General features: G+C 71.8%; 13 protein-coding genes. 11 read left to right on the plus strand and 2 right to left on the minus strand.

What is annotated here, in order from left to right; genetic code table 11:
• Window positions 1-71 precede the first annotated feature (71 nt).
• The 6 genes from ACMTAK_RS13395 (at window position 72) to ACMTAK_RS13420 (ending at window position 7,022) form a co-directional block, all read left to right on the plus strand.
• Complete coding sequence (locus tag ACMTAK_RS13395) at window positions 72-656, plus strand: TetR/AcrR family transcriptional regulator (protein WP_413806442.1); 585 nt, start codon at window positions 72-74, stop codon at window positions 654-656.
• Between the two features lie 80 nt (window positions 657-736).
• Window positions 737-2,191 carry an MFS transporter gene (locus tag ACMTAK_RS13400; RefSeq protein WP_413806443.1) on the plus strand — a complete coding sequence of 485 codons (1,455 nt, stop codon included), beginning with the start codon at window positions 737-739 and terminating at the stop codon, window positions 2,189-2,191.
• Window positions 2,188-2,946: an SDR family NAD(P)-dependent oxidoreductase gene (locus ACMTAK_RS13405; protein WP_413806444.1), complete on the plus strand. Its 759-nt coding sequence runs from the start codon at window positions 2,188-2,190 to the stop codon at window positions 2,944-2,946. The genes ACMTAK_RS13400 and ACMTAK_RS13405 overlap by 4 nt, the downstream gene beginning before the upstream one ends.
• Before the next feature lie 128 nt (window positions 2,947-3,074).
• The gene (locus ACMTAK_RS13410; RefSeq protein WP_413806445.1) at window positions 3,075-4,361 is read left to right on the plus strand and encodes a serine hydrolase domain-containing protein; all 1,287 of its coding nucleotides are present in this window, start codon (window positions 3,075-3,077) and stop codon (window positions 4,359-4,361) included.
• A 61-nt stretch (window positions 4,362-4,422) separates the two neighbouring features.
• A complete protein-coding gene (locus ACMTAK_RS13415; RefSeq protein WP_413806446.1) occupies window positions 4,423-4,785 on the plus strand; it encodes a MerR family transcriptional regulator in 363 nt (120 codons plus the stop codon).
• A gap of 341 nt (window positions 4,786-5,126) precedes the next feature.
• On the plus strand, window positions 5,127-7,022 hold the full coding sequence (locus ACMTAK_RS13420) for an exo-alpha-sialidase (RefSeq protein ID WP_413806447.1): 1,896 nt from the start codon (window positions 5,127-5,129) through the stop codon (window positions 7,020-7,022).
• Here the strand turns inward: ACMTAK_RS13420 and ACMTAK_RS13425 are convergent.
• Entirely contained in the window at window positions 7,019-7,477 is a 459-nt protein-coding gene (locus ACMTAK_RS13425; RefSeq protein WP_413806448.1) for a VOC family protein, read from the minus strand. The two genes, ACMTAK_RS13420 and ACMTAK_RS13425, sit on opposite strands and share 4 nt — an antisense overlap.
• A gap of 228 nt (window positions 7,478-7,705) precedes the next feature.
• On the opposite strand from ACMTAK_RS13425, the gene ACMTAK_RS13430 reads away from it, so the two are divergent.
• On the plus strand, window positions 7,706-8,458 hold the full coding sequence (locus ACMTAK_RS13430) for a class I SAM-dependent DNA methyltransferase (protein ID WP_413806449.1): 753 nt from the start codon (window positions 7,706-7,708) through the stop codon (window positions 8,456-8,458).
• A gap of 2 nt (window positions 8,459-8,460) precedes the next feature.
• On the opposite strand, the gene ACMTAK_RS13435 is transcribed toward ACMTAK_RS13430, so the two are convergent.
• Window positions 8,461-9,543 carry a bile acid:sodium symporter family protein gene (locus ACMTAK_RS13435; RefSeq protein WP_413806450.1) on the minus strand — a complete coding sequence of 361 codons (1,083 nt, stop codon included), beginning with the start codon at window positions 9,541-9,543 and terminating at the stop codon, window positions 8,461-8,463.
• Between the two features lie 209 nt (window positions 9,544-9,752).
• Here ACMTAK_RS13435 and ACMTAK_RS13440 point away from each other — a divergent pair, with 209 nt between their 5' ends.
• From ACMTAK_RS13440 to ACMTAK_RS13455, 4 genes are all read left to right on the plus strand, one after another.
• Window positions 9,753-10,646 (plus strand): LysR substrate-binding domain-containing protein, encoded by an 894-nt coding sequence (locus ACMTAK_RS13440; RefSeq protein ID WP_413806451.1) that lies wholly within the window; start codon window positions 9,753-9,755, stop codon window positions 10,644-10,646.
• Window positions 10,647-10,832: 186 nt separating this feature from the next.
• The gene (locus tag ACMTAK_RS13445) at window positions 10,833-12,659 is read left to right on the plus strand and encodes an AMP-dependent synthetase/ligase (protein WP_413812872.1); all 1,827 of its coding nucleotides are present in this window, start codon (window positions 10,833-10,835) and stop codon (window positions 12,657-12,659) included.
• A gap of 19 nt (window positions 12,660-12,678) precedes the next feature.
• A complete protein-coding gene (locus ACMTAK_RS13450) occupies window positions 12,679-13,353 on the plus strand; it encodes a hypothetical protein (RefSeq protein ID WP_413806452.1) in 675 nt (224 codons plus the stop codon).
• 56 nt (window positions 13,354-13,409) lie between these two features.
• Window positions 13,410-14,225 carry an effector-associated domain EAD1-containing protein gene (locus tag ACMTAK_RS13455; protein WP_413806453.1) on the plus strand — a complete coding sequence of 272 codons (816 nt, stop codon included), beginning with the start codon at window positions 13,410-13,412 and terminating at the stop codon, window positions 14,223-14,225.
• Window positions 14,226-14,251 lie beyond the last annotated feature (26 nt).

Consider the following 14,251-nt stretch of genomic DNA (forward strand, 5'->3'; position numbering starts at 1 on the left):
CGTTCCACATCGGGACCTTCACTCGAAAGTGTTCTTGACCGCTCGTTCTGGTTAGGTGCTACGGTTGGGTCATGGCCAGAACGAAGGAATTCGATCCAGAGGCCGCCCTCCAGTCGGCTCTCGAGCTGTTCTGGCAGCGCGGCTATGAAGCGACCTCGATGGCGGACCTCGTCGACTATCTCGGCATCGGCCGCGCCAGTATCTACGCGACCTTCGGCAGCAAGCACGAGCTGTACCTGAAGGCCATGGACCGCTATGCGGAGACGCGCGACCCGTCCCTGCTGGCCGAGCTGTCCCAGCCCGGTCCGGCGCTGCCCGCGGTGCGGGCGGTGGTGCGCCGCTTCGCCGAGGAGGCCGCCTCCCCGGAGCTGCGGCTGGCGGGCTGCCTGGTGACCAACACGGCGGCCGAGCTGGCGCCGCACGACCCGGCGGCGGCCCGCCGGGTGGAGCTCAGCTGGGACCGCGTGGAGACCCCGCTGTACTCCGCGCTGATACGGGCCCAGGCCCAGGGAGAGCTCTCCGAGGACCGCGACCCCCGCGCGCTGGCACGGATGCTGTTCGTGCTGTTGCAGGGGTTGCGGGTGGTCGGCAAGGCGTCGGACGACCCGGCTCGGGTGCGGGACGCGGCGGAGCAGGCGCTGGCACTGCTGGACTGATCTCTCACGATCACGGGAGTCACACCGAGCCCATTCGCATGCCCTCATATTAAAACGATCGGTCAAATATTGGGGGAGAGATGACCGTCACCGACACCCCGTGCGACACCGATACCGACGCCAACACAGACACAGACACAGACACAGACCCCACCACCGTCACGACCCACCATCGCCGGGCCTTCGCGCTGCTCGGCTCCGTCCAGATCACGCTGATCTTCACGCTCGCGGCGATCGCCGTGCCGCTGCCCGAGATCGGCCGGGCCTTCGGCCTGGAGCGGGCCGATCTGATTCTGCTCAGCGCGGCCTATGGGCTGACCTTCGCCGGGCTGCTGCTCTTCGGCGGGCGCCTCTCCGACCGCTACGGCGGGCGGCGGGCCCTCACCGCCGGGATCGTCCTCTTCGCCGCCGCCTCGGCCGCCGCCCCGTTCGCCTCCGATATCGGGACCCTGCTCGCGGCCCGGTTCGCCCAGGGCGCGGGGGCGGCCCTGATAGCGCCCGCCGCCATGACCGTGCTGCGCGCCGTCTTCCCCACTCCCGCCGCCTACGGCAAGGCGATGGCGACCTGGGGCGGGCTCTCCGTGCTCGGCGCGACCGCGGGCAATCTGCTCTCCGGTGTCATAGCCGAGCTGCTGTCCTGGCGCTGGAGCTTCGCCGTACCGCCGGCGGTGGCCGTGGCCGCGCTCGTCCTCGCGCCCCGGCTGCTGCCGGACACCCCGCCGAGCCGGGGCCGGGCGCTCGATCTGCCGGGCGCGCTGCTGGCCACGGCCGGAATCACGCTCGCCAGTTACGGGCTCGTGGCCACCGACGCCCTGCCCTGGTCGTCGGCCGGAGTGCTGGTGCCCCTGCTCATCGGAGCCGCACTGCTCATCGCGTTCTGGTACGCGGAGCGCCGGGCGGGCGATCCGCTGCTGCCGCCCCGCTTCCTGCTGGACCGGCGGCGGGCGCTCGCCCTCGCGGCCATCGCGTTCAGCGCCTGCGCGACCGCGATGACCTTTGTGACCCTCTCGCTCCATCTCCAGCAGGACCGTGACTGGTCGCCGCTGCGGACCTCGGCCGCCTTTGTGCCGTTCGCCATCGCCCTGCTCACCTCGGGCCGGGCGGCCGGGCCGCTGATAGCCCGCTTCGGCCCCCGTGTCGTCACCGCCGCCGGACTGGCCACGGCCGGCGCCGGGCTGGTGCTGCTCGCCCTCACCGGCCTTGACCCGCACGCTCCTTACGCCTCCGCACTGCTGCCGGGGCTGGTGCTGCTGCCGGCCGGTGCCGCCGTCTCCTTCGCCGGGGCCGCCGTGCTCACCACCCACGGGGTGCCGCATGAGCGGACCGGGCTCGCGGGCGGGGTGCTGAACACCGCGATGGAGCTCGGCCCGACCGTGGTCTTCGCCATCGTGCTCACCTTCGGCAGCGATGCCGTCTCCCTCGCCGCGACGGGGGCCGCGCTCGCCCTCGTCGCCGCCCTGAACCTCCGCGTCCAGCGGAGCCGTCCGCCCCGTCCATCACGTCCCTCCTCTCTCACTCAAGGAGCCACGCAGTGAACCGCTTCACCGGAAAGACCGCCCTCGTCAGCGGAGCGGGCACCGGTCTCGGCCGTGCCATCGCGCTCGCCTTCGCCGCCGAAGGCGCCTCCGTGGTCGCCGCCGGCCGCACCGAATCCACCCTGGCCGAGACGGTCCGCCTCATCGAGGCCGCCGATGGCCGGGCCACCGCCGTGACCGCCGATGTGACCGACTCCGAGCAGCTTCGGGAGCTGGTGCACAGCGCCGTCGCCCGCTTCGGCGCACTGGACATCGCGGTCAACAACGCCGGGATACTGCGCGGCAAGGGGCCCGTCGGCGAGGTCAGCGAGGAGGACTGGGAGGCGGTGCTTCGCACCAATGTCACCGGTGTCTGGCTGGCCATGAAGCACCAGATCGCGCACATGAAGGAGCACGGCGGCGGGGCGATCGTCAATGTCTCCTCCAACCTCGGCACCCATCTGCGGGTATCGGGCCTCGGCGCCTACAGCACCTCCAAGGCGGCGGTCGCCACGCTGACCCGGATCGCCGCGCTCGACCACATCCATCAGGGCGTCCGGATCAACGCGGTCAGCCCCGGCGCCTCCGACGGCCCCATGTCGCTGCTGCCGGGTGAGACCGAGGCCGACCGCGCCGAGCGGGCGAAGAGCGATACTCCGCTGGGCCGGGTCGCGGAGGCGGACGAGATCGCGGCGGCCGTCCTCTACCTCGCCTCACCGGCGGCGGGCGCCGTGGTCGGCACGGATCTCGTGGTGGACAGCGGCTCGTCGGCCTGACCGCCCCCGAGCGCCCGGCCGGACCCCCGACCGAAGCCGGCCGGAGCCCGGCCATGGGGCTGTCCCCACCCGAACCCGGGGGCTGGCCGCATGGCCGGAGCACCGCCGTCCCCGGAAGCTGGTGAGACATGAACGCACCCACGAAGCGCCCTCGCTTACGCCTCGTTACGGCCGCCGCCGTCACCGCCGCCCTGCTCGGCGGTGCGGCCGCGGTCCCGGCCGCCGCCACAGCACCGAAGTCCCGCCCCGCCTCGTCCCCCGCCGACTCCGCCACCTCCGCCACCTCCGCTGGTCGCAGGCTCACCGAGGCCGAGTTGCGGCGCGCGGTGGCCCGGACACTGGAGGACGCCGGATTCATCGGCATCACCGTGGAGGTGCGCGACGGCCACCGACGGATCCACGCCCGCGCGGGCGAGGCGGAGCGCGACACCGGCCGTCCCATGCCGTACGGGGCGCACTACCGGGCCGCGAGCGTCACCAAGTCCTTCGTGGCCACCGTCGTCCTCCAACTCGTCGCCGAGGGGCGGCTCTCGCTGAGCGATCCGGTGGACAAGTGGCTGCCGGGCGTGGTGAGCGGCAATGGCAACGACGGCCGCCGGATCACCGTCAGGAATCTGCTCCAGCACACCAGCGGCATCCACAACTACGCCTACAGCGACGACACCGGCGACTCGGCGGCGGACTTCGAGCGGACCCGGTTCGACCATGTCTCCCCCGAGCGGGTGGTGGCCGGGGCGATGAAGCACCGGCCCGACTTCCCGCCCGCCCCGGCCGACGACCCCAAGCCCGAGTGGAACTACTCCAACCCCGGCTATGTCCTCGCCGGAATGATCGTCCAGAAGGTCACCGGGCGCGCATGGCCGGAGGAGGTCCGCGACCGCGTCATCCGCCCGCTGGGCCTGACCGGCACCTATGAGCCCGGGGACGATCCACGGATCAAGGGCCCGTACGCCCATACGTATCAGCGCTTCCCCGGCTCCGACGGCTGGACGGACACCACGCTGCGGAACGTCTCCTGGGGCGGTGCGGCCGGTTCCCTCATCAGCACCGACCGCGATCTGGACCGCTTCTACACCGCCCTGCTGAGCGGCCGTCTGCTGCCCCGGGCGCAGCTGGCCGAGATGCGCCGGACCGTCCCCGTCGGGCCGGACTTCGAGGTGGCCTTCCCGCACGCCCGGTACGGGCTCGGGATGATACGCCAGCCGCTCAGCTGCGGCGGCTACCGCTGGGGCCACGGCGGCGACCTCGAAGGGGCCACGGTGCGCACCGGCTTCACCGAGGGCGGGCGACGCTCGGTGACCATCAGCTCGAGTGGCAAGACCGCCGATGACGAGCAGCTGCTCCGGGCCGAGAGGGTCATGCAGGGCCTCATCGACCGCGTTCTGTGCGAGGGGATCGGAGGCCGTAAGCTTTGACATCCCTAGGTCTGACACCCATTGGAGGGTTCGGAGAGTCACCGCCGTGAGGAGGAGGCCCATGCGGATCGGCGAGCTGTCCCACCGCACCGGGGTGAGCGAACGGCTGCTGCGCTACTACGAACAGCAGGGGCTCCTCCGGCCCGAGCGGCTGCCCAGCGGCTATCGCGCCTACCGCGCGTCCGATGTGGCGGTGGTGCGGCGCATCCGCGCGCTGCTGGCGGCCGGGCTGTCGACGGCGACCATCTCCCAGGTTCTGCCCTGCCTCCGCGGCGACGGTGAGCACCTCGTGCCCACCTGCCCGAATCTGCTGGGCGAACTGCGGGCCGAGCGGGAGCGGATGACCTCGGCCATCGAGGAGCTCGAGCTGTCCCGGTCGCTGCTGGACCAGGTCATCACGGCGGGTCAGACGGCCATGCGCTGACCGAAGCGGGGCGCCATCCGGGGGGCGGGCGCCGTCCCCCTCGCGCCCCGCCCTCACCCCAACTGGCGCAGTGTCACGAGGATATGACGCACGGTTCTTGTCCCGGGCGACCGCAGGACGAGACACTTTCAGCCGCAGTCATGTGTGAGACATGGGATGTCTTGATGTCCTGACGGCATGATGCCTCATGGCGTGATGCCCGACGTCCTCGACGTCCAGATGCCGATGCCTCAATGAGGCAGTCTGAAGGGCAGGCAGTGACCATGGCGTCAGTTCTCCGCACACGTCCCCGCACCAGACCACCCCGCTCCCGTACCAGACCGTGGCGGCGCCGCGCCTCCATGCTCCTCACCGCCGCGGCGCTGGCCCTGATCCCGCTTCCGGTACGGGCCGCGGACACGGATTCCTCCGCGTCCGCGGCCCGCGCCGACTCCGGCTTCGAACAACAGGTCCTCTTCAAATCCGCCCAGGAACAGGGCTACGCCTGCTTCCGGATCCCGGCGGTCGTCAAGGCCAAGGACGGCACCCTGCTCGCCTTCGCCGAGGGCCGGGTCGACAACTGCGGCGACGCCGGGGACATCGATCTGGTCCTCAAGCGCTCCACCGACGGCGGCCGCACCTGGGGCCCGCTCCAGGTGGTCAATGACGGCGACGGTGACACCCACGGCAACCCCGCGCCCATCGTGGACCAGCGCACCGGCCGCATCGTGCTCGCCAGCACCTACAACACCGGCCGCGACGACTCCCAGAGCTGTGACATCCCCTGCGACCGTTCCCCGCACCTCCAGTACAGCGACGACAACGGCGCCACCTGGTCGGCCCCGCGCGATCTGAGCTCCTCGCTGATGCCGGCCCAGTGGAACTCCTGGTACGCCACCGGCCCCGTCCACGGCATCCAGCTCCAGCGCGGACACCACAAGGGCCGACTGGTCTTCACCCTCAACACCGAGAGCTTCAGCGGCGGCCGCATCACCGACAACCACGCCGCGCTCGCCTACAGCGACGACGGCGGCGACCGCTGGCGCATCGGCGCGGTGGACAGCTATCCGCTCGCCGAGGACGGCACCTTCCGCCAGAAGCCGTCCGAGATGACGCTGGTGGAGCGCGCCGACGGCTCGATCTACGTCAGCGGCCGGGAACAGGACGGCACCGATCTGGGCCACCGCGACTACGCCATCAGCCGGGACGGCGGCCAGAGCTTCACCGCGCCCTTCCGCGCCATCCCCGATCTGCCCACCCCCCAGGTGCAGGGCTCGATCCTGCGGCTGCGCGACCCGGCCCGCGACGGCTACGGCCGGCTGCTCTTCTCCGCCCCCGCCGACCCCGACCGCCGCCGCACCATGATGATCCGCTCCTCCTGGGACGAGGCCCGCACCTGGGACGGTGGGGACCGCGGCAAGGTCGTCACCACCGACTGGTCCGGCTACTCCGACATGGTCGCGATCTCCCGAGACACGGTGGGGCTGCTGTACGAGGGCGGTGCGGTGGACGCCCGCGACGAGATCCGCTTCGCCCGCTTCACGGAGGACTGGCTGGGCTCCCGGCAGCCGCCCTCCCCCACCACCGACGACCGCGCGCCCGGCGCCCGGTCCGCGACCGTACTCGGCGGCGCGGCGGGGCGCGACGACGGCCGCTTCGGCGACGCGCTGTCCTTCGACGGCACGGACGACGCCGTACGGGTGCCGTACCGGAACGCCCTGCCGCTGGGCACCCGCGACTTCACCGTAAGCCTGTGGTTCCGCTACTCGGCCGCCTCCGGGCAGCATCCGTTCCTGTGGATGGGCGGCATCGGCAACAAACAGCCGCAGGTCTGGCTGCGGGGTGAGCCCGGGAGCAACCGGATCCGGGCGCTGATGACCACGGTCAACGGTTTCGCGACCTTCACCAGCGCCTCGGTGTCCACCGACGCCGCGTACAACGACGGGCAGTGGCACCACCTCGCGCTGGTCCGCGGCGGCGGGCGGCTCTCCCTCACCGTGGACGGCGGCACCGCGGTCACCGCCCCCGACGCCCCGGGCACCGTGAGCCGCACCGCGCCCTTCGGCCTCCACCTCGGCCAGGCCGTGGACAGCCGCTCCCGGATGACGGGCGATCTCGATGAGTTCCGCCTGTACGCCCGTGCCCTGTCCGACACCGAACTGCGCCGTGTCCGCGAGTTCAACGCCCCGCTCGACGGCCCCCACTCCGGCGCCCTCGTCCACCTCCCCCTCGACCGCGTGCGGTCATCCCACGACTAGACGACACAGAACTCATTGCCCTCCGGGTCCTGGAGCACCACCGCGTAGTACTCCATCTCCGGCTCGTCCATGATCCGCAGGACCGTGGCTCCGGCCCCCTTCAGCCGGTCCACGGTCGCGGTGACACGCTCGGTGCGGACCGCGAGGGGCACATCCCGCCCACCGCCCACCTTCAGATCGAGATGCAGCCGGTTCTTGGTGACCTTGGACTCCGGAACCTGCTGGAACCACACCCGTGGCCCCTGCCCCTCCGGATCCACGATGGACTCCGGGATCTCCCCGGCCCCGGGGGGCAGTTCCTCCGCGGGCACCCCCATGTCCGCCCAGTACTCCCGCCAGGTGGCGTGGCCGCCCGGCGGGGGCTCGGGCACATAGCCCAGGGCCTCGGACCAGAAGGCCACCATCCGGCGTGGCTCGGCACAGTCGATGGTCAGCTGCAGCGTGAGCGTCGTCATGTCCGAAGCCTCCCAGAGGGGTCTGACAACGGTGCCCGGCGCAGGTGCGTCCCGCTTCAGGGATGTCCGGCGGTACGCGTACGCCGGCGGCGGGCTGCTCCCCTCCCCGCCCCTTCCCACAACTGGGGCTCCGCCCCTTAACCCCGGGGACCAGGGGCGGAGCCCTTGGTAGCGGGAAGGGGCGGGTTGGGGAAAAATCCGCGGTGCGTCCCGCTAGGGTGTTCGGCCGTGACCGAAGCCGACTTCCTCAACTCCACGCGGGCGTCCTACGACGCCATGGCCCTCGACTACGACGAGCGTTTCCGCGATGAACTGGCGGCCCAGACGCTGGAACGGGCGGTGTTCGCCGGGTTCGCCGAGCTGGTACGGAACGCCGGGGGCGGACCGGTGGCCGATGTGGGCTGCGGGCCGGGCCGGGTGACGGCGCATCTCCACGGTCTGGGGCTGTCCGTGTACGGGATCGACCTGTCGCCGCGAATGGTGGAGCTGGCCCGGCGGGAGCATCCCGGGCTGCGGTTCGAGGAGGGGTCGATGCTGGCCCTGGACATCCCGGACGGCACCCTCGCCGCCGTGGTGGCGTGGTACTCCACGATCCACATTCCGCAGGAGCGGCTGCCGGATGCGTTCGCCGAGTTCCACCGGGTGCTCGCGCCCGGTGGATACGCGCTGGTGGGCTTCCAGGTGGGCGATGAGCAACGGGTCTACACGGAGGCGTTCGGCCATGAGGTGTCGCTGACCTTCCGCCGCTGGCAGCCGGACCGGATCGCCGAGTTGCTGACCGAGGCCGGACTGCCCGTCCACGCCCGGACCTTCCGTGAACCGGAGCGCTGGGAACCCACCCCGCAGGCGTCCCTCATCGCCCGCAAGCCGCTGCCGCCTGCCGACGACCAGACCACCGACGACCAGCCCGCCGGAGACCCGGCCACCGACGACCCGCCCGCCGGAGACCCGGCCGCCGGAAACCCGGGCGCCACACGCTGACGTCAGACGCGGGTCAGCGCGGCGTCGTCCGCGCTGTCCGTATCGGCCCGGGCCACGGACCGGGTCTCGGCTCCCGCCACCGCCGCCTCCGGCGCCCGCGCCGCGAAGCGGCGGGCCAGCACCGCGCAGACCATCAGCTGCATCTGGTGGAAGAGCATCAGCGGCAGCACCGCCAGGCTCGCCTGGGCGCCGAAGAGCACACTCGCCATCGGCAGCCCGGCGGCCAGGCTCTTCTTCGACCCCGCGAACACGATCGTGATCCGGTCCTCGCGGACGAAGCCCAGCTTCCGCGAGCCGTACGAGGTGAGCGTGAGCATCACCGTGAGCAGGACCGCCTCGACACCGAGCAGGATCGCCAGCCGCGCCGGGGTCACCTGGTGCCAGATGCCCCGGACCATGCCCTCGCTGAACGCCGCGTAGACCACGAGCAGCACCGAGCCCCGGTCGACCAGCCGCAGCACCGCCCGGTGGCGCGAGATGAAGCCGCCGATCCAGCGGCGCAGCAGCTGCCCGGCGAGGAAGGGGGCCAGCAGCTGAAGCCCGATCTTGATCATCGAGTCGGCCGAGAAGCCGCCTCCGCTGCCCCCCAGCAACAGCGCGACCAGCACCGGGGTGACCACCACGCCGAGCAGGCTGGAGAAGGAGCCCGCACAGATCGCGGCGGCCACATTGCCCCGGGCGATCGAGGTGAAGGCGATGGAGGACTGGACCGTGGAGGGCACCAGGCACAGGAAGAGCAGTCCGGCGTAGAGGGGATGCGTCAGCACGTACGGCACGAGTCCGCGCGCGGCCAGGCCGAGGGCCGGGAAGATGACGAAGGTGCACACCAGCACGGTCAGATGGAGCCGCCAGTGGCGCACCCCGTCCAGCGCCTCACGGGTGGAGAGCCGGGCGCCGTAGAGGAAGAAGAGGAAGGCGACCGCGACCGTGGTGGCCCCGTCGGTGATGGTGGCGGCCCGGCCGCTGACCGGGAGCAGCACGGCGAGCGCCACGGTGCCGATGAGTCCGAGGATGAAACCGTCCAGGGGGAGCCAGGGGGGAAGGGCGGGAAATGCGATCTTGCGGACGTGCGGGCGGTGCGGCATTCGTTCTCTTTCTCGCTCTTGCTGGTCGGACTTCTCGCTCTTGCTGGTCGGACTCTCGCTTTGCCGGCCTGGCTTCTCGCTCGTTCCCGCCTCGCGTGGACACGGACGGGGCCCGCTCCATAGTGCTCCCGATCAAGGCCATCGGGAATCCCGTATACCGCTCTGACTGTCATCGCCTTCCGTGATGGCCCGGGCGTACAGTGGCCGCCATGTACGACCCCGCCCAGCTCCGGACGTTTCTCGCGGTGTCCCAGACCCTCAGCTTCACCCAGGCCGCCGACCGCCTCGGGGTGCGTCAGTCCACCGTGAGCCAGCAGGTCCGCAAGCTGGAGGCGGCCGTGGGGCGGCAGCTGTTCGCCCGCGACACCCACGGGGTGGAGCTGACCGAGGACGGCGAGGCCATGCTGGGGTTCGCCCGCTCCATCCTGGAGGCGAACGAGCGGGCGGAGAGCTGGTTCCGGGGCACCCGGCTGCGCGGCCGGCTGCGCTTCGGCGCCTCGGAGGACTTCGTGGTGACCCGGCTGCCGGAGATCCTGGAGGGGTTCCGCCGCGACCATCCCGAGGTGGATCTGGAGCTCAGCGTCGAGCTGTCGGGCACGCTGCACGAGCGGCTGGAGGCGGGCAAGCTGGATCTGGTGCTGGCCAAGCGGTCCGAGGACCGGCCGGGCGGGCAGCTGGTGTGGCGGGACCGGCTGGTGTGGATCGGCGCCGAGCGGCTGCGGCTGGATCCGGACCGTCCGCTCCCCCTGATCGTCTTCCCGCCGCCCGGGCTGACCCGGGCCCGCGCGCTGGATGTGCTGGAGCGACACGGCAGGTCATGGCGGATCGTGTGCACCAGTGGCAGTCTCAACGGTCTGGTCGCGGCGGCCCGCGCCGGGCTCGGGGTGATGGCCCATACCCATGGCCTGATTCCGCCAGGCCTGGCACCGGTCCCCGAACGGGCGGGGCTGCCGGAGCTCGGCCCGGTGGATTTCGTACTGTTGTACGGAAAGCGTCGGCAGGAGGGCGCCCCGCACGCCGCCGCGGAGCGACTCGCCGCCGCGATCCTGGCGGGGCCTGTGCCACGATCGGAGAGATTTCGTGCAGAAGACCGTTACATATAAGCCACACACGCGGCGCATAGGGCCAGACTCCACGCAATCCGCCCTCGTCGGTGTCTGATTGATACCCTTTCACCTCACTGTCCGCCCGGCATTCCGTACGTTCCGGGCACAAAACACCTCTCCCGCATCGGGGGCCGGATCGGGTACGGTCGCGGCGCTGTGCCCAGCGGCTTCAAGGAGCAGGTATTGCGCGAGTTCACCGTCCCCCCGTTGGCGACGCCGCCTCAGGCCGGAGGACTGGCGGACGCCGTCTTCGACCATGCGGACTCCGACCCCCTCCGGGTTGCACTGGCGCGCAAAACGGCGGACGGCGGCTGGCAGAACGTGACCGCGGGCCAGTTCCGGGACGAGGTGATGACTCTCGCCAAGGGCCTGCTGGCCCGTGGTGTCCGATTCGGCGATCGCGTCGCCATCATGTGCCCCACCCGCTATGAGTGGACGCTCTTCGACTTCGCCCTGTGGACCATCGGCGCCCAGAGCGTCCCGCTGTACCCCACCTCCTCCGCCGAGCAGGTCTGCTGGATGCTGCATGACGCGGGGGTCTCCGCCTGTGTCGTGGAGCATGAGGACCATGCGATGACGGTCGGCTCGGTGGTCGGCCGGCTGCCGCATCTGAGGCAGCTGTGGCAGCTGGACGCGGGGGCCCTGGAGGAGTTGCTGGCGGCCGGGGAGTCCGTCGAGGACGACATGGTGGAACGGCACCGGCTGGCCGTGACCCCCGAGCAGCCCGCGACCATCATCTACACCTCGGGCACCACCGGCCGCCCCAAGGGCTGTGTGATCACCCACGCCAATCTGATGGCGGAATGCGACAACATCGTCGAGCGGTACGAGGAGGCCTTCCACTCCAAGCGGGGCGACGAGGCCGCCACCCTGCTCTTCCTCCCGCTCGCCCATGTCTTCGGCCGGATGGTGGAGGTCGCCGCCATCCGCGGCAAGGTCAAGCTCGGTCACCAGCCCAGGCTCTCGGCCGCCGCGCTGCTGCCCGATCTGAAGACGTTCCGGCCGACCTTCATCCTCGCGGTGCCGTACATCTTCGAGAAGGTGTTCGCGGCGGCGCGCCGCAAGGCCGAGGCGGACGGCAAGCTGGGGGTGTTCGAGAAGGCCGTGGACGTGGCGGTGCGGTACGCGGAGGCACAGGAGGCCAAGGCGTTCGGCACCGGTCCGGGTCCGGGCGCCGCGCTGCGGGTGCAGCACCAGTTCTTCGAGAAGGCCGTCTACGGCAAGGTGCGCGCGGCGATGGGCGGCCGGGTGCGGCACGCGATGTCGGGCGGTTCGGGCATGGAGCGGCGACTCGGCCTGTTCTTCGCGGGCGCGGGCGTCATCATCTACGAGGGCTACGGCCTCACCGAGTCCACCGCCGCCGCCACCGCCAACCCTCCCGAGCAGACCCGCTTCGGCACGGTCGGCGTGCCGATCCCCGGCACCACGGTCCACCTCGCCGACGACGGCGAGGTGTGGGTGCGCGGCGGCCAGGTCTTCGAGGGCTACCTCGGCGATCCCAAGGCGACCGACGCTGTGCTGCGCGACGGCTGGCTCGCCACCGGCGACCTGGGCACGCTGGACGACGACGGCTATCTCACCATCACCGGGCGGAAGAAGGAGATCCTGGTGACCTCCAGCGGCAAGTCGGTCTCCCCGGCGGGCCTGGAGGAGCGGGTGCGGGCGCATCCGCTGGTGGCCCAGTGCATCGTGGTCGGCAATGACCGCCCGTATGTCGCGGCGCTGGTCACCCTCGACCCGGAGGCCGTGGCGCACTGGCTGACGATGCGCGGCAAACCGGAGCTGCCGCCGGGCGAGCTGGTCCGGGACCCGGATCTGGAGACCGAGATCCGGCGGGCGGTGGTCGCGGCGAACACCACCGTTTCCCAGGCGGAGTCGATTCGTACCTTCCGGATACTTGCCGCGCAGTTCTCCGAGGAGCATGGTCTGCTGACGCCGTCGCTGAAACTGAAGCGAAAGGCAATCGAACAGGCGTACGCCGTCGAGGTCGAGGCGCTGTACAACACCTGAGCCGCGAAGGGGGCACGAAATGATCGATGTCATTCTCCCCGAACTGCCCGAACGCGAACTGGCCCTGCTGTCCGAGGAGACACCCCAGCCCAGCGGCCCGAGGCTGGCCGGGCGGGTGGTCCTGGGCGGGCCGGTGGCCTTACCGGTCACGGCCGACCTCGTCGGACCGGATCCGGAGCTGCTGGACTTCCTTCGTACCGAGGCGGACAACGCCGTCTATCACCTGGTGCATCTGTCGGTGACCTGCGCCCGGGACGCGCCGGACCCCGCCCTGCACTCGGTCAATCTCGATCTCAGCCTCACGGCGGAACCGGTGCGGCGGGGCACCGCGGTCTTCCAGCCGGTGGCCTGGTCCATGACCCCGCGCCAGCTCACCGCCGAGGTGACGGCATCGGCGCCGGCGGCCCATCTCGGCCCGGGGCTCGGATTCCAGGACGGCGGCGACACCGCCTTCGGCGAGCGGGTCTGTCTGGAGGCGCGGCGCGAGCTGCGCTCCGATCCGGGCTGGGAGATCCGGCACACCTCCGCGGTGCGCATCGGCGGGACGTACCGGCTGGCCATGGTGGTGCGGGCACCGCGCGGGGCGGTGAGCCGGGCGGCGGTCGCGGTGGGCGCCACGGTGCGCGAGGGGCACACCCTGCACCGCTTCCGGGAGGAGCTCGAGGAACCGCTGCGCCTGGCCGCGCTTCAGTAGGGACGGAAGCGGGGGCACAGAGCGGTACGAGCACAGGCGAGGAGCGACGGAACACAGTGGACGGCCAGGACGGGGACGGGCATCCGGCGCTGACGGCCGAGGAAACCGAGGAGTTGGCGCGGGTCTTCCCGCCCGGCCCGTCCGCCGTGGCGCTGCTGCGCAGAGCGGGCTTCCCCGCCGAGCACATACCGGCGGCCGCCACGACCGCCGGGGAGTTCTGGTCCGCGGTGGCCGGGGCGGTCGCCGCGGGCCGGGTCGCGGACGGCAGGCTGCGCGTCCTGGCCGCCGCCGGTGTCTCCTATCCGCACAACGAGGTGTTCCGCGCCGCCTTACGGGGGCGGCCGGGCGGGGTCCGGCGGGTGCTGGTGACCGGCGCCGCTCCGGGCGGCCAGGAGTTAGCCGCGGTCCAGCGGGCGGCCCGTGGCGTCCTGACGGTGGACCGGTGCCCCGCCGCGGCCGCCACCGATCTGCGGCGGATTCTCACCGTACGCCCGGATGTGCTGCATCTGGTCTGCCGCCGTGAGGGGCGCACGCTGGTCTTCGAGGACGGCGACGGGCGAGCGCATCACACACCGGCCGCACGGCTGGCCGGGCTGCTGACCGTCTACCGCCGGCTGACCGGCGCCCCGCTGCCCGGTGTGGTGCTGGGCTGCCCCGAGGGCGCCCCGCTGGCCGCGCTCTTCACCGGGGCGGCCGAGGTGGTGATCGCCCACCGCGGACCGCTGGACGGCGCGGCGTCTGCGGCCTTCGCGGGCGGGCTCTACGGTCTGCTGGGCGAGGCGCCCACGCTGGAGCGGGCGGCGCGGCGGGCGGCGGAGCGCATCGGGCGGGACGGGGACGGAGTGGTGATCCTGCGCGGGCGACCCTGGTGAACGGGAATGACGGCAGGCCGTTGATC

The organism is Streptomyces lacaronensis (assembly GCF_047337785.1).
GTDB classification, from domain to species: domain Bacteria; phylum Actinomycetota; class Actinomycetes; order Streptomycetales; family Streptomycetaceae; genus Streptomyces; species Streptomyces lycopersici.